This window comes from uncultured Sphingomonas sp. (assembly GCF_964244265.1).
GTDB lineage: Bacteria > Pseudomonadota > Alphaproteobacteria > Sphingomonadales > Sphingomonadaceae > Sphingomonas.
The window spans coordinates 1-18,455 of the sequence record NZ_CAXTHV010000020.1 but is presented as its reverse complement, the minus strand read 5'-3'; the positions used below and the strand labels follow the sequence as shown (position 1 = coordinate 18,455).

Annotated in this window: 11 protein-coding genes; 9 read left to right on the top strand and 2 right to left on the bottom strand. The window is 67.4% G+C overall.

Annotation, left to right across the window (positions count from 1 at the left end; genetic code table 11):
- The first annotated feature begins 60 nt into the window (after positions 1-60).
- Genes ACFE7K_RS09735 through ACFE7K_RS09700 form a run of 8 tightly spaced genes read left to right on the top strand, consistent with a single transcriptional unit; the run spans position 61 to position 8,878 of the window.
- Positions 61-1,191, top strand: a complete 1,131-nt coding sequence (locus tag ACFE7K_RS09735; protein WP_375397993.1) for an NAD-dependent epimerase/dehydratase family protein — start codon at positions 61-63, stop codon at positions 1,189-1,191.
- Entirely contained in the window at positions 1,188-2,276 is a 1,089-nt protein-coding gene (locus tag ACFE7K_RS09730) for an NAD-dependent epimerase/dehydratase family protein (RefSeq protein ID WP_375397992.1), read from the top strand. Before ACFE7K_RS09735 ends, ACFE7K_RS09730 begins: the two co-directional genes overlap by 4 nt.
- The gene (locus ACFE7K_RS09725; protein ID WP_375397991.1) at positions 2,270-3,370 is read left to right on the top strand and encodes a glycosyltransferase family 4 protein; all 1,101 of its coding nucleotides are present in this window, start codon (positions 2,270-2,272) and stop codon (positions 3,368-3,370) included. The genes ACFE7K_RS09730 and ACFE7K_RS09725 overlap by 7 nt, the downstream gene beginning before the upstream one ends.
- Complete coding sequence (locus tag ACFE7K_RS09720; protein WP_375397990.1) at positions 3,367-4,476, top strand: glycosyltransferase; 1,110 nt, start codon at positions 3,367-3,369, stop codon at positions 4,474-4,476. Before ACFE7K_RS09725 ends, ACFE7K_RS09720 begins: the two co-directional genes overlap by 4 nt.
- Positions 4,473-5,561, top strand: a complete 1,089-nt coding sequence (locus ACFE7K_RS09715) for a glycosyltransferase (RefSeq protein ID WP_375397989.1) — start codon at positions 4,473-4,475, stop codon at positions 5,559-5,561. The genes ACFE7K_RS09720 and ACFE7K_RS09715 overlap by 4 nt, the downstream gene beginning before the upstream one ends.
- Complete coding sequence (locus ACFE7K_RS09710) at positions 5,558-6,592, top strand: glycosyltransferase (RefSeq protein ID WP_375397988.1); 1,035 nt, start codon at positions 5,558-5,560, stop codon at positions 6,590-6,592. The genes ACFE7K_RS09715 and ACFE7K_RS09710 overlap by 4 nt, the downstream gene beginning before the upstream one ends.
- Before the next feature lie 13 nt (positions 6,593-6,605).
- Positions 6,606-7,619, top strand: a complete 1,014-nt coding sequence (locus ACFE7K_RS09705) for a UDP-glucuronic acid decarboxylase family protein (protein WP_375398031.1) — start codon at positions 6,606-6,608, stop codon at positions 7,617-7,619.
- Positions 7,616-8,878, top strand: a complete 1,263-nt coding sequence (locus ACFE7K_RS09700) for a hypothetical protein (RefSeq protein ID WP_375397987.1) — start codon at positions 7,616-7,618, stop codon at positions 8,876-8,878. Before ACFE7K_RS09705 ends, ACFE7K_RS09700 begins: the two co-directional genes overlap by 4 nt.
- 55 nt (positions 8,879-8,933) lie before the next feature.
- Here the strand turns inward: ACFE7K_RS09700 and ACFE7K_RS09695 are convergent, their stop codons facing one another.
- Both ACFE7K_RS09695 and ACFE7K_RS09690 read right to left on the bottom strand, forming a co-directional pair.
- A complete protein-coding gene (locus ACFE7K_RS09695; protein ID WP_375397986.1) occupies positions 8,934-9,377 on the bottom strand; it encodes a hypothetical protein in 444 nt (147 codons plus the stop codon).
- Position 9,378: 1 nt separating this feature from the next.
- On the bottom strand, positions 9,379-11,439 hold the full coding sequence (locus tag ACFE7K_RS09690; protein ID WP_375397985.1) for a S9 family peptidase: 2,061 nt from the start codon (positions 11,437-11,439) through the stop codon (positions 9,379-9,381).
- A gap of 196 nt (positions 11,440-11,635) precedes the next feature.
- Between ACFE7K_RS09690 and ACFE7K_RS09685 the strand changes: the two genes are divergently transcribed.
- Positions 11,636-18,455, top strand: a 6,820-nt coding sequence (locus ACFE7K_RS09685) for a hypothetical protein (protein ID WP_375397984.1), incomplete at its 3' end; no start/stop codon positions are given.

Genomic DNA, 18,455 nt, shown 5'->3' with positions numbered 1-18,455 from the left:
CGAACGTTTCACTTACCGTCGAGCGCTCGGCGGCGCAATTCTGACGGTCGCGGTAAAATCATGAGCGAGACGGTTCTCGTTACCGGCGGGGCGGGCTTTATCGGCCGGTTCGTCTGCGCGGAATTGTTCCGCCGCGGCAACGCCGTTCGCGTGCTCGACGCGCTCATCCCCCAGGTTCACGGCCCGCAGGGTCTCGACAATATCGATCGGCCCTCCGCGCTTCCCGATGAGGTCGAGTTCATTCGCGCCGACATCCGCGATGGCGATGCGGTCGCCAAGGCCCTGAAGGGTGCCGACAGCGTGGTCCATCTGGCCTCGGAAGTCGGCGTCGGCCAGTCTATGTACGAGGTCGAGCGCTACACCTCGGTCAATGACGTCGGCACCGCGGTCCTGTTCGAGCGGCTGATCGACAATCCGGTGCGCCGCGTGGTCACCGCCTCGTCCATGTCGATCTATGGCGAAGGTCTCTATCGCGATGCCGACGGCGTGCTGGTGGAGGATGCCGAGCGCGGATCGGTACGCGACGGGCAGCAGGTGTGGGAACCGCTCGACCGGCAGGGCCGTCCGCTGACGCCGGTCGCCACGCCCGAATGGAAGCGGCCGAACCTCGCGTCGATCTACGCCCTGAACAAATATGTGCAGGAACGCACCACGCATATCATGTGCGCGCCCTATGGAATCGAGGGCGTATGCCTGCGACTGTTCAACGTCTATGGCCCCGGCCAGGCGCTGTCGAACCCCTATACCGGCGTGCTGGCGATCTTTGCGTCGCGGCTGCTCAACGGGCAGCAGCCGATGATCTTCGAGGATGGCGAACAGCGGCGCGATTTCGTCCACGTCACCGATGTCGCGCGGGCGTTTGCCGACGCGCTGGTGCTGCCCCAGGCGGCCGGCGGCACATTCAACATCGGCTCCGGCAACGACCGGTCGGTGACCCAGGTCGCCGAGGCACTGGCGCAGGCGATGGGCAAGAACGACCTCGCCCCCGACATCGTCGGCAAGACGCGGACCGGCGACATCCGCCACTGCTTCTGCGACACCGGGCTGGCAGCCGACCGGCTGGGCTTTACCGCCCGCCAGGATTTCGTCGAGGGTCTGGCGGAGCTTGCCGCGTGGGTGCAGCAACAGACCGCGCAGGATCGGGTAGGCGAAGCGCGTGCCGAGCTGGAAGCGCGCGGGCTGGTCGCATGAGCGGCGATCCCGGCCGCCCTTTCCTGGTCACTGGCGGCGCGGGCTTCATCGGCTCGAACATCGCCGATCGGCTGGCGGGCGAAGGTCATGGCGTGGTGATCTATGATTCGCTGGCGCGCCCCGGCACCGAGCGCAACCTGGCATGGCTGCAGGACCGGCATCCCGGCGCGATCCATCCGGTCAAGGCGGATATCCGCAACGCGGGCGAACTGCGGCGCGCAGTGAATGAATCGCAGGCGGTGTTCCACATGGCGGCGCAGGTCGCCGTCACCACCAGCCTGGACGATCCGCGCGACGATCTGGAGATAAACATCCTCGGCACCTTCAACCTGCTGGAGGCGTTGCGGACCAAGGGCGACGTGCCTCTGGTCTTTGCCTCGACCAACAAGGTCTATGGCGATCTCGCCGATCTCGATTTCGGCGCGACCGACGAGGGATACATGCCGCTAGACGGCGACGTACGACGGTTCGGGATCGGCGAGCATCATCCGCTTAATTTCCATACGCCCTATGGCTGCTCCAAGGGAGCGGCGGACCAATATGTGCTGGATTACGCGCGCAGCTTCGGCGTGCCGGCCGCCGTGTTGCGGATGAGTTGTATCTATGGCCAGCGCCAGATGGGCACCGAAGACCAGGGCTGGGTAGCGCATTTCCTGATCCGGGCGCTCGAAGGCAAGCCGATCACGCTGTACGGCGACGGGCATCAGGTGCGCGATATACTTGACGTGTCCGATGCGGTCGGTGCCTATCTGGAGGCGTGGCGGCGGATCGACCGCATCAAGGGACGTGCGTTCAACCTGGGCGGCGGTCCGGCCAACGCCGTCAGCCTGCGCATGTTGCTGGACCATATCGGGCGGCTGATCGGGCATTCGGTGGACGTGTCGTTCGCCGACTGGCGCGCGGGCGATCAGCGCTATTTCGTCGCCGATACCCGGGCAGCGGAGGCAGCGCTGGGGCTTGGTCCGAAAATGGCATGGCGCGAGGGTGTCGCCAAGCTGGCGGCGTGGCTTGCCGGCGAGCGCGGGCTGCGGATCGATGCACCGGCGACCGACCCGCCGCAGCGCCGGCAGGCGGCGACGTGGTGACGCGCCTGCTGATGACGACGGACGCGGTTGGCGGCGTCTGGCACTATTCGCTCGAGCTGGCCGCGTCGCTGCGACGGTCGGGCGTGGACACGATGCTGGCCGTCCTCGGCCCCGCGCCGACCGCCGCGCAGCGCGACGAGGCGCTGGCGACCACGGGCATCACCCTGATCGAGACGGGCCTGCCGCTGGACTGGCTGAGCGACGGGCCGGCGCCGATCCGTGCGGCGGGACAGGCGATCGCCGATCTGGCGCGCGCCGAGGGCGTCGATCTTGTCCAGCTCAACATGCCGACGCTGGCGGCCGGTGTCCGCTTCGCGGTTCCGGTGGTGGCGGTCACGCACGGCTGTGTCGGCACCTGGTGGCAGGCCGCGCGGTCGCTTCCCCTTGCCCCGCAATATCACTGGCACAAGCGGGCGATGGCCGACGGACTGGCCGCGGCCGCGCGCGTGGTGGCGCCGAGCGCGGCCTATGCCGCCACGGTCGCCCGTCATTACGCCCTGCCGGCGATCCCCCGGGTCGTCCATAACGGCCGTACGCCGGGCCCGCGCGATGCCCTCGGCCCGCTCGCCGATGATGTGATGACGGTCGGTCGTCTGTGGGACCCCGTGAAGAACGCGGCCCTGCTGGATCGCGTGGCCGCTGGGCTGGCGGTGCCGTTCCGGGCCGCGGGCGCGATCCGCGGTCCGCATGGCGAAACCGCGACGCTGGAACACCTGGACCTGCTGGGCGAGATCCCCTCGCCCGATCTGGCGCGGCAGCTGGCGGCGCGGCCGGTATTCGTGTCCGCCGCGACGTTCGAGCCGTTCGGTCTCGCGGTGCTCGAGGCGGCTGCGGCAGGATGCGCGCTCGTGCTTTCCGATATCGCCACGTTCCGTGAACTATGGGACGGCGTGGCGACGTTCGTGCCCGCCAATGACGAGGCCGGCTATACCGAGGCGATCGAGACGCTGATCGGCGATACGGCCCTGCGGACGCGGCTGGGCGAGGCCGCTCGCCGCCGCGCCGCGCGCTACACGCCGGAGCGGACCGCCGACGCGATGCTGCGCGTCTACGCCTCGGCGCTGCCGACCGGTGCGGTGAGGGCGGCGGCATGAGGATCGTCTATTTCACGCATTCGCTCGCGTCCTGCTGGAACCACGGCAATGCGCATTTCGTGCGCGGCGTACTGAGCGAACTGATCGCGCGGGGTCACGATATCCGCGTCTTCTCTCCCGAAAATGCCTGGAGCCTGGCCAACCTCCTGGCGGATCACGGGCCGGAGGCGCTGGCACCGTACAATGCCGCCTATCCCGAACTCGGCTCGGCCTGTTATCCCGAGGACGCCGATCTCGCCGAGATGGTCGACGGGGCCGACCTCGTCATCGTCCATGAATGGAACGCGCCCAGGCTGGTCGCCGACCTCGGCCGACTGCGCGCGCGGGGCGCGTCTTTCCGCCTGCTGTTCCACGACACCCATCATCGCGCGGTGAGCGAGGCCCAGGCAATGCAGGCCTATGACCTGTCGGGCTATGACGGCGTGCTGGCGTTCGGCGCGGCGCTGGCCGAGGTGTATCGCGGCTGGGGATGGGGCGGCCGCGTGTGGACCTGGCACGAGGCCGCCGATACCCGCCGTTTCCGCCCGCTCGGGGGGGATGGCCCGCGCACCGGGATCGTCTGGATCGGCAATTGGGGCGACGACGAGCGCACCGCCGAGATCGAGCGATTCCTGCTCGCGCCCGTGGTCCATGCCGGGCTGTCGCTCGACATCTATGGGGTACGCTATCCGCCGGGCGCGAAGGCGATGCTGGCGGCCCATGGCGCACGCTATCACGGCTGGCTCGCCAATGCGCAGGCGCCGACCGTCTTTGCCGACCACCTCGCCACCGTCCATGTCCCGCGCCGTTACTATGCGACGATCCTGCCCGGCATCCCCACGATCCGGGTGTTCGAGGCGCTTGCCTGCGGCATCCCGCTTGTATCCGCGCCATGGGACGATGCGGAGCATCTGTTCCGGCCCGGCACCGATTATCTGATCGCCCGCGACGGCGCGGAGATGACCCGGCACCTTGCCGCCATCCGCGACGACGCCGGGCTGCGCCAATCGCTGATCGATCACGGGCTGGAGACGATCCGCGCCCGCCATACTTGCGCGCACCGCGTCGATGAACTGCTGGCAATCGTGGCCGCGTTGAGCCAGGCGCCGTCGCGGAGGGCCGCATGAAGATCGCCTTCTACGGATCGAGCCTGCTCTCCTCCTATTGGAACGGCGCCGCGACCTATTATCGCGGCATGCTGAAGGCGCTGGCCGACCGTGGCTATGCCATCACCTTCTACGAACCCGACGCCTTCGACCGGCAGCAGCACCGCGACATCGATCCCCCCGACTGGGCGCGCTCGGTGGTCTATCCCGCCACGCCGGAGGCGGTGCGCATGGTACTCGCGGAGGCGGCGCAGGCGGACATCGTCGTCAAGGCGAACGGGGTCGGGGTGTTCGACCGCGAGCTCCTGGAAGGCGTCCTTCGCGACGCGCGGCGCGATGCGCTGAAGATATTCTGGGATGTCGATGCCGCCGCGACGCTCGACGAGATGCGCGGCGATCCCGACCATCCGGTGCTGCGCGCGCTGCCCGAACTCGATCTGGTGCTGACCTATGGCGGCGGCCCCCCGGTGATCGACGCCTATACCGGCTTTGGCGCGGCGGCCTGCGTGCCGGCGTACAATGCGCTCGATCCCGCGATGCACTATCCCGTGCCGGCCGATCCCCGCTTCGCTGCCGATCTCGCCTTCCTCGGCAACCGGCTGCCGGATCGCGAGGCGCGGGTCGAGGAATTCTTCCTGAAGCCGGCCGCCGCGCTTGCCGGCAACAGCTTCCTGATCGGCGGCAATGGCTGGGAGACCAGGGACATGCCCGACAATGTCCGGCACCGTGGGCACGTCTACACCGCCGAGCACAATGCCTTCAACTGCACGCCGCGCGCGGTGCTGAACGTCGCGCGCGATTCGATGGCGCATATCGGCTTTTCTCCGGCGACCCGCGTGTTCGAGGCGGCGGGCGCGGCCGCATGCCTGATCACCGACGCATGGGACGGGATCGAACAATTCCTCGAACCCGATGTCGAGGTGCTGGTGGCGCGCGACGGACAGGATGTCGCGGCGCACCTATCGGCGCTGACCCAGGAACGCGCGCGAGAGATCGGCGCGGCGGCGCGGGCCCGCGTGCTCGCGGAGCATACCTATGCGCAGCGCGCGGTGCAGCTCGACGCGCTGCTGAAGGCGCATCGCGCCCGCGCGCTGGAGGCGGCATGAAGCTGGTCGTCCTGGGTCTCAGCCTGTCCTCCTCCTGGGGAAACGGCCATGCCACCACCTATCGCGCGCTGCTCGGCGCGTTCGCCGCGCGGGGGCATGACGTGCTGTTCCTGGAACGCGAGGCGCCGTGGTACGCCGAGCACCGCGATCTCGCCGATCCCGGTTTCTGCCGGCTGGAATATTACCCCGATCTCGCCGGGCTGGAGTGCTGGCAGGACGAAATAGCCGCCGCCGACGCGGTGATCGTCGGTTCCTACGTGCCCGAGGGCGTCAGCGTCGGCCGCTTCGTCCAGGCGCATGCGGGCGGCCTGGTCGCCTTTTACGACATAGACACGCCCGTTACCCTCGCCAAGCTCGTGCGGCAGGACTTCGATTATATCTCGCCCGGGATCATCCCCGGTTACGACCTCTATCTGTCCTTTACCGGCGGCCCGACGCTGGCGCGGATCGAGCGCGAGTTCGGTTCTCCGGCGGCGCGCGCGCTGTTCTGTTCCGCCGATGCCGACACGTATCGGCCGATCGACGTGCCCAAGCGCTGGGACCTGTCCTATCTCGGCACCTACAGCCCCGATCGCCAGCCGGCGCTTGAACGGCTGTTGATCGCGCCTGCCCGCCACGCGCCGGACCTGCGCTTCGTGGTGGCCGGGCCGCAATATCCCGCCGACATCGACTGGCCCGACAATGTCGAGCGGATTGACCATTGCCCGCCGGCCGACCACGCCGCCTTCTATTCGGCTTCGCGCTTCACCCTCAACGTCACCCGCGCCGACATGATCGCGGCCGGCTGGTCGCCCTCGGTTCGTCTGTTCGAGGCAGCGGCCTGCGGTACGCCGATCCTGTCGGATGCGTGGGCGGGGCTCGACGAGCTGTTCGAGCCGGGGCGGGAGATCATCATCGCCGAAACCGCCGAGGACGTCCTGCAAGCGCTCGGGCAGGATTCGGCGGCGCTGGGCAGCGCGGCGCGCGCGCGCGTGCTCGCCCGCCACACCGCCGCCCATCGCGCAGCGGAGCTGGAAACCTATCTTGCCTGAGGAGACGTACGTGATGCACGACGCCGGCGCCGATCTGGTCCTCGTCGCCGGCGGCGCCGGCTTTATCGGCTCGCATCTGTGCGCGGCGCTGCTCGATCGCGGCGACCGCATCGTGTGCCTGGACAGTCTTCAGACCGCGCGCCGCTCGAATCTTCAGGCGCTGCTCGATCGCCCGGGTTTCGAGTTCATCGAGGGCGATGTGACACGTCCGCTGCCCGATGCGATTACCGGCCGCGCCGCGCGCTTCGGCCGGGTCTACAATCTGGCGTGCGCGGCTTCTCCGCCTGCCTATCAGATAGATCCCGAGCACACGATGCTGACAAACGTCGTCGGCACCGCGCATTTGCTGCGCTTCGCCGAGGCCGCGGGCGCGCGGTTCCTGCTCACCTCGACAAGCGAGGTCTATGGCGACCCGGAATGTCACCCGCAGCGGGAGGATTATCGCGGCTGGGTCAACTGCACCGGCCCGCGCGCCTGCTATGACGAAGGAAAACGCGCCGCGGAGGCGATGACGTTCGACTTCGCGCGCATGGGGCGCGCCGACGTGCGGGTCGCGCGGATCTTCAACACCTATGGCCCGCACATGCATCCCGACGACGGCCGCGTCGTCTCCAACCTGATCTGCCAGGCACTGAGCGGCCGCGACATCACGATCCATGGCGACGGCAGCCAGACGCGCAGCTTCTGCTACGTCGCCGACCTGGTCGACGGGCTGATCCGGCTGATGGAAAGCGAGATCGACGGGATGGAGCCCGTCAATCTGGGCAACCCCGTCGAACTGACGGTGAACGAGCTGCTCGATCTGGTCGTGTCGCTCACCGGTTCCAGCGCAGGCGTGACCTACCTGCCGCTGCCGGTCGACGATCCCCGCCGCCGGCGGCCCGATATCGGCCGTGCCGAACGCCTGCTCGGCTGGACGCCCAAGGTTCCGCTCGACGCCGGGCTGGCCATGACCTGCGCCTGGTTCGCCGACGAATTGGGGATCAGCGGGGCGCCATTGCCGGCGATCGCGCACGCCGCCGAGTGACGACGCATATCGAAGCCGCTCCGGGCACGATCGACGGCGTCGAAGCCGCCCAGGACACGATCCGCTGGCCGGTCGTCTTCCTGCCCCTGTTCGCGCCATTCGGGATCGCGAACGGATATGTCGCGGTGACGCTCGCCTTCCTGCTCGGCCGTGCCGGGCTCAGCACGATCGCGATCACGACGATCATCGCCGCCGGGATATGGCCGCAGACGTGGAAGGTGCTGTGGGCGCCGCTGATCGACACGATCGGCAATCCCAAATGGTGGTACGGGCTCGGCGCCGTTCTCGTCGGGGCCGTTTTGCTGCTGATGAGCGTGCTGCCCGCGACCGCGCGCGAGGTGCCGGTGCTCACGATCCTCGTCATTGTGTCCTCGATCGCCTCGACGCTGGTCAGCATGTCGACCGAGATCTTCATGACGCACGGCTTGCCCGTCGCCATGCGCGGCCGCGCCAGCGGCTGGGGGCAAGCCGGCAATGTCGGCGGATCGGGGGTCGGCGGCGGCATCGGGCTGGCACTGGCCCAGCATGTCGCCCAGCCCTGGGTATCGGGCGCGGTGCTGGCGGCGATCTGCTTCGCGTGCTGGGCCGGCGTGCTCGTCGTGCCGCGCGCGCGGCGGACGCGAGTGACGGCGACCTATTTCGCCAATCTGAAAGGCGTCGTCGGCGACGTGTGGGCGGTGGCGCGCTCGCGTCTTGGCTATCTCGCGCTGATCATCATGATGCTGCCCATTTGTTCGGGCGGCGTCCCCTGGCCGGCGATCGCCGGGGAGTGGCGCGCGGACGCCGATCTGGTCGCGCTGATCAACGGCGTGGTGGGCGGGATGGTAACGGCATCCGGCGCGCTGGCCGGCGGATATATCTGCGACCGATTGGATGCCAAGCGTGCCTATTGCCTGTTCGGGCTGCTGAGCGGCGCGGTCGCGATGACGATGGCGTGGGCGCCGCGCAGTCCCGCCACGTTCGTCGTGTTCACCCTGTGCTACGGCGCCGTCGTCGGGGCCGGCTATGCGGCCTATTCGGCGATCGTCCTGGAAGCGATCGGGAGGAAGTCGGCGGCGACCAATTTCAACCTCATGGCGGCCTTGTCCAACGTGACGATCGCCGCGATGACCAGTTTCGACGGCTGGGTTCACGATCGGTTCGGCACTGACGTGATGCTCTACGGCGAACTGGCGCTGCCTGCCGCGACCATCATTGCGTTTGCCCTTTTCGTCGCACTTACGCGGTCGCGCCGATCAACCGGCTGGAGCGGGTTGTGACCATTCGGGACTCAGAGGATAGCGGATGGCGGATGGCGGGTGGCCCGTCCTCGGCTCACTTTACCGCACACCCCTTGCCCGTCTCCTTGCAGAAGGCGGCGAGCGAATCGGTCGTCATGTCCAGCTTGTCCATCGATTGCATCGCCTCGGCGACCGCAACGGGCTCGATCGCGCGCCGCCGCGCCGCCGCCGGGCTTTCGGCCGCCTCGGCCAGCACCCGCATGTCCGCGACCGACAACCTCTTGGCATAGGCCCGCCCCAGCGCGAGCACGATCGCGTCGATCTTTCCCGACGCCATGCGGCGCGCGATCACGCGGTATCGGGCGATGTCGTCCTTGGTCCATTCGGGATGGTCGGCGATCGTCTCGCCGATGTCGCGTTCGGCCAGCGCGGGCCCCATCGTCGCCAGCGCGCCCGCGCGCGCCATCCGCATGCCGAGTTGCTCGGCCTCGCTCAGCGGCTGCGCCGCCGCGGCCAGCGCGATCAGCCAGATCATCATGTCAATCCTCCACCCCCAATTGCCACAGCACGAACGCATGTTCCTCGGCGCCTTCGTAGAGGCTGTCGAAGCGGCCCGACTTGCCGCCATGCCCCGCGCCCATGTTGGTCTTGAGCAGCAGGACATTGTCGTCGGTCCTGGTCGCGCGCAGCTTCGCCGCCCATTTTGCCGGCTCCCAATAGGTCACGCGCGGGTCGTTGAGCCCGCCCGAGATGAACAGCGGCGGATAGGCCTGGGGCCTGACATTGTCGTAGGGCGAGTAACTGCGGATCAGCTCGAACGCCGCTTTGTCCTCGATCGGGTTGCCCCATTCGGGCCATTCGCCCGGCGTCAGCGGCAGCTCGGCGTCGAGCATCGTGTTGAGCACGTCGACGAATGGCACGTCGGCGATCACGGCGCCCCACAATTCGGGATCGGAATTGACCACCGCGCCCATCAGCTCGCCGCCCGCCGACCGCCCCGCAATGGCGATCCGCCCCGCGCTGGTCCAGCCGTCGGCGATCAACCCCCTCGCCACGTCGACGAAATCGGTAAAGGTATTGGTCCGCTTTTCCAGCTTGCCGTCATGATACCATTGCTGGCCCAGATCGTCGCCGCCGCGGATATGCGCGATGGCATAGGCGAAGCCGCGATCGAGCAGGCTGAGCCGTCCGGTCGAGAAACCCGGCGGGATGGCATGGCCGTAGGCGCCATAGGCATAGAGGAACAGGGGCCGGCTGCCGTCCCTGGGGAAACCGGCGGGGTAGACGATCGACACCGGCACCCGCATTCCGTCGCGCACGGCGACGTGCAGACGGTCGGAGCGATAGCGGCCCGCGTCATACCCGCTGGGGATTTCCTGCACCTTCAGCTTGGTCATTTCGGTGGTCGCGACGTCATAGTCATAGACCGTCCACGGCGTGACCATCGATTCGTAGCCGAGCCGGAGGACGGTCATGTCATATTCGGGATTGTCCCCCAGACCCGCGGCATAGGTCGCTTCGGGAAACACGATCCGCTCGGGCGCGATCGTTGGGTGATAGCGATGGATCGCGATCTGATCGAGCCCGTCCTCGCGGCCCTCGACCACGAAGAAGTCGCGATAGCATTCGACGCCGGTCATGTAGAAGTGCGTCGACGGCGCGATCAGCTCCGACCAATTGCCCGGATCGGACAGCGGCGCGGTGACCAGCCGCCACATCGGATCGGTATCGTTAGTGTGGATGTAGAGCGTGTCGCCATGCGTCTCGACATCATATTCGCGTCCGGCCAGGCGCGGCGCGACGCAGAGCGGGCGCGCGGTCGGATCGGTCGCCGGGACCAGCCAGACCTCGCTCGTCACATGGTCGCCGGTGCCGATGACGATCCAGCGCCGGTCGCTGGTCTCGCTGACGCCGACGCGGAAGCCCTCATCGGCTTCCCTGAACAGCTCGACGTCGCTGTCGATCGGCGTCCCCAGGCGGTGCAGCCGGGCATTGTCGGTGCGCCATTGCTCGTTGGCGAGACCATAGAGGAAGCCGCTGTCGTCGGCGGTCCACACGATCTCCGACAGCATGCCGGGGATGATTTCGGGCAGGTGCTCGCCGGTGGCCAGGTCCTTGATCCGGATCTCGAACCGCTCCGACCCGTTGTCGTCGATCGCATAGGCCAGCAATTTGCCGCCGTTCGATACCGAAAAGGCGCCGAGCCGGAAATATTCCCTGCCCTCGGCCAGCGCCGGCTCGTCGAGCAGCAGTTCGTCCGGGCCGCCGGCGACGGGCTTGCGCCACCATTTGCGATACTGCCCCCCGGTCTCGAACGCGGTCCAGTACAGCCAGTCGCCGTCCTTCTGCGGGACCGAGGAGTCGTCCTCCTTGATGCGGCCCTTCATCTCTTCGTACAGCCGGTCGGTCAGCGGCTTGCGGGGCGCCATCACCGCCTCGAAATAGGCGTTCTCCGCCTCCAGATAAGCCAGGATGTCGGGATCGGCGACGTCCGGATAGTTGGCGTCCTTCAGCCAGGCATAGGGATCGTCGATGGTGATGCCATGGGCGGTGAAGCGGTGCGCGCGCGTCGCGGCGGCGGGGGGCGTCGGAACGGTCATGCCACCGGCCCTTACCGGCCGGGCGCCGGTGAAGTCGAGAGTAACAGGCGCATGCACCATCGGCCGCGCCAGGAAATGCATGAACGAGGCGCGGCGGACAGGGCGAAAATAAATTTCTAAACATATCGCGTTTTTTACCGACTTATCTCCACCGCCGGGAGATTGCCTGTGCCCGCCGGTAAGGGGGTAGGCGGACATGGTTGCGATTTTCACCGGAGCGGGAACCGGCGCGGAGCGGGGCTCGGCCAACGTGCTGGGCCGGGCCGGATTGCTGGGATCGGGGACGCTCGGCCGCTCTGGCGAGCAGGTCCTGCTCAACGCCGCCACCGGCAATCTCATGATCGCGCGGCAGGACGAGTTCCTGGTCGGGCGCGGCCCGGATGCGGTGGTCAACCGGACCTATAACAGCCTGGGCGACCTGTCGGACGACAATGGCGACAATTGGCGGCAAAGCACGCAGCGGCGGGTCTATGACCTGCAGGGAACCGCGAATACTGCGGGAAGCTCGATCAAGCGGGTGGCCGGCGACGGTTCGGTCACGACATACAGCTGGGACGGCACGTCCTATGTATCCACAGAGGGAACGGGTGCGTACGATCACATCACGTACGATAGCGCTTATAATACGTGGAAATGGCACGACGGCGACACGCAGGCGTTCGAGGTCTATAACGGCCCGAATTACCAGATCGACCAGCTCAGCGATCCCGATGGGGCCGAAATATACTATAGCTATACCGGCAATCAGCTGACCGATATCTATACCGCCAATGGCGAGAAACTTAGCTATGGCTGGTCGGGAAACAACCTTTCCACCGTGGCGCGGCACTATAAGGATCCGGCCGGTAACTGGGTCACCAACGTCCGGACCAGTTACGAATATGACAGCCTCAACCGATTGAGCGGGGTCACGGTCGACCTTACGCCGGCGGACAATTTGGTCGCGGACGGGAACGTCTATCACACGACATACACGTATCAGGGAAACAGCACCCTCGTCGCGTCGATCGCGCAAACCGACGGCTCCCGGCTGGAGGTCGATTACGACGGACAGGGCCGCGTCCAGGCGCTGCGCGAATTTACCACCGGCACCAGCTATCGCCAGACCAGCATCAGCTATGCGAGCGGCAGCACCAGCGTCACCGACGCGCTGGGCCAGGTGACGACCCTTGCCTATGACGCGGCGAACCAGCTGACGGGCATCGCCTTGCCGCCGGCCGCGATCGGGCAGTCGGCAATCACCACCAGCTTCACCTACAATGTGAAGGGCGACCTGGTCGGCGCGACCGACGGTACGGGCGCCGCCACCATTTATGATTACGACGATCGCGGCAACCTGACCCATGTCGGCCGTCCCGCGGGGGACGATGTGTGGCGTCGCTACGATGCCGCCAACCAGCTCGTGGTCGAAACGCGGGTCGCCTCCGACGAGGTGAGCGCGGGTGAATATCAGTCGACGCGCTACACCTACGATCAATATCAACGCCTGCGCTTCACCATTGCGGCGGACGGCACCGTAACCGAGAACCAGCGCGGCTATTCCGGGCGTGTGTATCAGGTCCGCCAATATATGACGAGCCGCGTCGACGTGTCGGCGCTGGCCTGGGATGCGGCGATCGACAATGCGACGATGGAAAGCTGGGCCGCCGGCGCGGACAAGACCGGCGATCTGGTCACCGCCTATGACTATGACGAGCGACTGGAGGTCGTCCAGTCCTACCGTTTCGCTGGCTCCGACGCCTATGGCTACGTCAATTATCTGGACGGGACGACCCACGACTATTTCACCTACGACCAGACGGGACAATTGCTCCAGCATGTCCTGTCGGGGCAGAACGGCTATGCGGGCGTTGCCGAGACGTATGTCTATGACGGACTCGGCCGGCTGACCGCGTCGACCGACGCGGCGGGCGCGACGACCAGCATCGTGTTCCAGGATGCTGCGACCACCACGATAGTGACATCGGCGAGCGGACTCGTGACGACGTCGACGTACAACAAGGCCGGCGAACTCGTCAGCACGATGCAAACCGGGGCGTATGCGACTGGCGGGATCACCTATCGCTACGATGCGCTCGGGCGGGTCCGCGGCGGCACGGACGGCAACGGCATCGACAGCTATGTCGTGTACGACAGGCTGAGCCGCAAGGTCGCCGACATCACCCAGGACGGGGCGGTCACCGAATATCGCTACGATGCGGACGACCGCCTGGTGGCGACGGTCCGTTACGCCAATCGGCTCGATGCCGCGCAACGGGCGTTGGCGGCCGATACAGGCGTAAGCCCGGACATGTCGGCGCTGCGCCCGGCGGGTGACGCGGCCGATATCTATGCGTGGAGCGTCTATGATCAGGGCGGCAGGCTGATCGAGACGCTGTCCGGCGACGGCTCGGCGGAGCGTTTCGACTATGACACGGGCGACCGGCTGATCCGGACGACGCGGTTCGTCGGCAAGGTCGCGGTTTCGGTCATCGACGCGCTGAAGACGGGCGCGCCGACCGGCCTGGCATTGCCGGCGGCGGACGCGAATGACGAGGTCACGCGGACATTCTACGATCGGCTGGGTCGGCTGGTGGGTACGCTCGACGGCGAAGGGCATCTGACGCATATTGTCTATGATGCCGGCGGCAGGGCGGTCCTGACGACGGTCTTCCACAACCTCGCCGGCGCATCCCTGCGGGCGACCGGGACGCTGGCCCAGCTGGTCGCAAGCTGCGGGACGCATGCCAGCGACGCGGCGACCCGCTCGGTCTATGACGGCCAGGGCTTCCTCCGCTTCCGGATCGACGGACTCGGCGGGGTTACCGAATATGGCTACATCTATCATACGCCGGTGGTCGACTATAACGAGACCGCCACGGGTAATGTGCGGCAGGTCACGCACTATGCGGGTATGATCGGGACGCTCGGAAGCTATACGGTCGACAGCGTCCGCCAGGCAGTGGCGGGGCTGGCATCGAACCCGGCCAACCGGACCAGTTACTCGGTGTACGACCCGGCCGGCCGGCTGACCTACACGATCGACGCCGGGGGGGCCGTCACCGGCTATCGCTACGATGCGGGCGGCAACCTTGTCCGCAAGACCGACTATGCCGATCTGCGCGCGACCCCCTATCTGCCGACGCGAGGCGAGATGGACGGCTGGAGCGGCGGGGTGGCGGGCAACGCCGCCAACCGGGTCACGCGCTATTTCTATGACGCGGCGGACCGGCTGCGCTTCTCGATCGACGCCGAAGGCTATGTCACCGGCAGCGACTATGATGCCGGCGGGCAGCTCGTCTCGACCACCTTGTGGAGCGTCGCCGTCGCTGCCACCGATAGCTGGACGATCGCCAACGTCGCGGCGGCGGCGACCGGCACGACGGCGACGACCAGCTTCCACTATGACGCCGCCGGGCGCGTGTCGCGGACGACCGACGCCGCCGGGTCGACGACCGACACGGTCTATCGCGGCAACGGCACCATCCAATACACGATCGCCAGCGACGGCACGGCGGACGTAAGCCGCACGCGCTACGATTATGACGGCAACGGCAGGCTCGTCGGGCGCCGCGACGCGGCCGGCACCGCTTATGAAACGCTGACCAGCTTCACCTATGACGGGGCGGGCAACCTCGTTGGCGAAACCGATGCCGACGGCCACGTCACGACCCATGGCCATGACCGCGCCGGCCGCCTGATCTCGACCACCGACGCGCTGGGCCACACGACGACCTACGATTATGACGCGCTCGGCAACCAGGTTCGCATCGTCGATGCCGACGGCAACGCGACCTGGTCCTATTACGACAAGCTTGGCCGGATCGTGGCGGTGCGCGATGCCGAGAATTACGTCACCGAGACGAACTACACCGTTTTCGGAGAGGTTTCCTCGGTCACCCGCCGGGCCATGCGGACATTGGTCGCGGCGAGCGCCGATGCCTTGCCGACCGTCACGCCCGACGCCAAGGACGCGACCACCACCTTCTACTATGACCGACTGGGCAGGGTCATCACCACGCGCGATGCAGGGGGTCATGCGGACCAGCAATGGTATGACGCCTTCGGCCAGATCGTCCAGACGCTGAACAAGCTCGGCGGGGTCACCCGCAACGTGTACGACCGGCGCGGGCTGCTGGTGGCGCAGACCCAGCCGATCGGCACGTCCGACGAATGGGGGGGCGCACCGGCCCGCGCGGCATCGGCCACCCAGTTCGACGCCTTCTATTACGGCACGAGCTATGCCGATCTGTCGGGGATGCTCTGGAACCCGAGCTGGCTCGAATGGCATTGGAACAATTACGGCCATTATGAAGGCCGCAATCCGAACGCGTTCTTCAACACGAGCTATTATCTCGCCGCCAACCCCGACGTCGCGGCGGGCGGGGTGAATCCGCTCGACCATTATCGGACCTACGGGATGGCCGAGGGCCGTCGTCCGTCCGACATTGTCACCGATCCTTCGCCGGCGCTGACCGGCGGCGTCGTCACGCGCTTCGACTATGACGCGCGGGGCAATCGCACCAGGATGATCGAGGCGGCCGGGCTCGCCGAACAGCGCACCACGACCTATGCCTATGACGCGGTCGGCCGTCTCGCTTCGAAAAGCGGCGACGCGGTCCAGGTCGTCGACGCGACCAATTTCGCCAGCTTTACCGCACAGGTCCCGACCGAGACCTATGCCTATGACCGCCGGGGCAATCTGATCCGGTCGGTCGATGCCAATGGCGCGGCGACCTTCTCCTATTACGATGCGCTCGACCGGAAGATCGCCCAGGTCGACGCGGTCGGCACGCTGACGCACTATGCCTATGATCCGGCCGGCAATCTGACCAGGATGACGGTCTGGGGGACCCCGGTCGCGCTCCCCGCGACGCCCGGCGGGACGCCCCCGGCGGCGCCCGGCGGAGAAAGCCGCGTCACCGATTACGCCTATGACGCGCTCGACCGGCTGACCAGCACCGGCGTCGAGAACGTCCGCACCGGCGCCTGGAACGGCACGAGTTTCCAGCTCGCGCTGGGAACGGTGACGACGAGCTACGTCTATGACGCGCTCGGCAACGTCCTCCGGACCACCGACGGCGCGGGCGGCTCGACCTATGCTTATCATGACCGGCTGGGGCGCACGACCCGCGAAGTGGATGCCGAAGGGTTCGTGACCGATTGGGGGTATGATGCCGAGGGCAATGTCAGGTACGAATATCGCTGGGCCAACGCCACGCCATCATGGGGCCTGGGCGGCGCCGTCGATCCCGCCTACCAATATCAGGAGGACAGGGTAACCACCTTCGCCTATGACCTCATGGGCCGGCGTACAGCCGAATACCGGGACCATGTGGAATCCTGGAGGGTCTACGGGAATGGCGAACTGATCGGCGACAACGATGGGTCCGCGATCTATTATGCCTATAACGCGCTGGGCCAGGTGATCAGCAAGACCGAGGCGACGGGCGACGTGACGACCTATGGCTATGACGTGGCGGGTCGGTTGGTTGCGGAGATGCGGGCGGGGTTTGTGGATGGCGACGGCGTTTGGGCGGTGCCGGTGCTGCGTTACGGATATGACGGGCTGGGCGATCTGGTGCGGACCAGCCAGGGCGCCGAGGGCGGCGGGGAGGAGCGGGTCACGCGCTACGACTATGCGGCGGGGGGCCGGCTGTCGCGGAGCGTGGATGCGGCGGGGGCGGCGACGGATTATGGCTATGACGCGGCGGGCAATGTGCTGCGGCAGAGTTATGGGCGGCGCGACGCCGACTGGAACTGGTCGTATGAGGGGGCGCTGTACACGCGCGATGCGCTGGGGCGGATCGTCGCGCAGACGGTCGGTGTTTACGACGGCGCGGCGTGGGCCGGGGGCGATATCCAGCGGATCGAGTATGACGCCTATGGCGCGGTCGCGCGGCGTGGGCTGAACGGGGTGTGGCAGGAGCGGTTCGTCTATGACGCGGCGGGACAGCTGGCGCAGTCGAACACCGGCGACGGGGTGTGGCGGTTCCACCTTCATGACGGGGCGGGGCGCGAGACGCTGACCCTGGAGAGCGCGGGCGCCGATCTTGTCGGGCAGTCGCGCGATGCGGTGCTGGCGATGATGATGCCGGGGGGCGCGGCGCCGGGCAGCGTGCCGGTGCCGGGCATCGTCCTGTCGGTCGCGGTCCTTGACCGGCGCGGGCAGCAGGTGGCGACCTGGCTGCCCGGGCGCCAGCTGGCCGACAGCGAGGGGGTCCAGGACCTGTGGACGCACCGCACGACCAACGCGTTCGGCGAGGTGACCGGCGAGAGCGACGCGCGCGGCAACTGGACCCATTATCGCTACAACACGATGGGCCGCATGGTCGAGGTGACGCATCCGGGGGTGTGGACGACCGACGCGCATGGGGTCACCAGCTTTGCCGCGCCGGTCGAGCATAGATATTACGACCGGTCCGGCCGGCTGGTGGGGACGCGCGACGCGAACGGCAATGCGACCGCGCAGGCATTGCTGGCGGGGACCGGCTATGGCGGGTCCGAGGCGCTGGTGACCGCGGAGTTCCATGCCGATGGCGGGGTGAAGCGGCAGGGTTATACGCGGTTCGGGGAGCTGCGGTCGTCGACCGACGAGATCGGGCGCAGGACGTGGATGCGCTATGACGCGATGGGCCGCCTGGTCGAGGTGACGCGGCCGGGCGGGCATGGCGATCATTACGACTATGACCAGCTGGGGCGGCAGGTGCGGCACATGCTGGACGCCGACCAGCTGCCTTATTGGGATGCCGAGCTGACCTGGTATGATGCGCAAGGGCGGGTGATCCGGCAGCGGGGGTTCGGCTATGAGGAGACCGCCACCAGCTATGCGTGGCACGATGCGGCCAATGCCGGGCTGGGGACGCAAGGGGGGTGGGACGTGACCGTGACCCGGTCCAACGGCCGCACCTCGTTCCAGCGCAGCGACCTGTTCGGCCATGTGCTGTCGTCGCGCGACCTGGGCGGGCGGGTGACCGAATACGGCTATGACCCGGCGGGGCGGCTTGCTCGGACGACGGGGCCGGAGACGGTGGATT

What these genes read in the sequence shown, in the direction of transcription:
- ACFE7K_RS09735 (WP_375397993.1), top strand. Translation starts at nt 61, where the DNA reads ATGAGCGAGACGGTTCTCGTTACCGGCGGGGCGGGCTTTATCGGCCGG.
- ACFE7K_RS09695 (WP_375397986.1), bottom strand. Translation starts at nt 9,377, where the DNA reads ATGATGATCTGGCTGATCGCGCTGGCCGCGGCGGCGCAGCCGCTGAGC.
- ACFE7K_RS09715 (WP_375397989.1), top strand. Translation starts at nt 4,473, where the DNA reads ATGAAGATCGCCTTCTACGGATCGAGCCTGCTCTCCTCCTATTGGAAC.
- ACFE7K_RS09720 (WP_375397990.1), top strand. Translation starts at nt 3,367, where the DNA reads ATGAGGATCGTCTATTTCACGCATTCGCTCGCGTCCTGCTGGAACCAC.
- ACFE7K_RS09705 (WP_375398031.1), top strand. Translation starts at nt 6,606, where the DNA reads ATGCACGACGCCGGCGCCGATCTGGTCCTCGTCGCCGGCGGCGCCGGC.
- ACFE7K_RS09710 (WP_375397988.1), top strand. Translation starts at nt 5,558, where the DNA reads ATGAAGCTGGTCGTCCTGGGTCTCAGCCTGTCCTCCTCCTGGGGAAAC.
- ACFE7K_RS09730 (WP_375397992.1), top strand. Translation starts at nt 1,188, where the DNA reads ATGAGCGGCGATCCCGGCCGCCCTTTCCTGGTCACTGGCGGCGCGGGC.
- ACFE7K_RS09690 (WP_375397985.1), bottom strand. Translation starts at nt 11,439, where the DNA reads ATGACCGTTCCGACGCCCCCCGCCGCCGCGACGCGCGCGCACCGCTTC.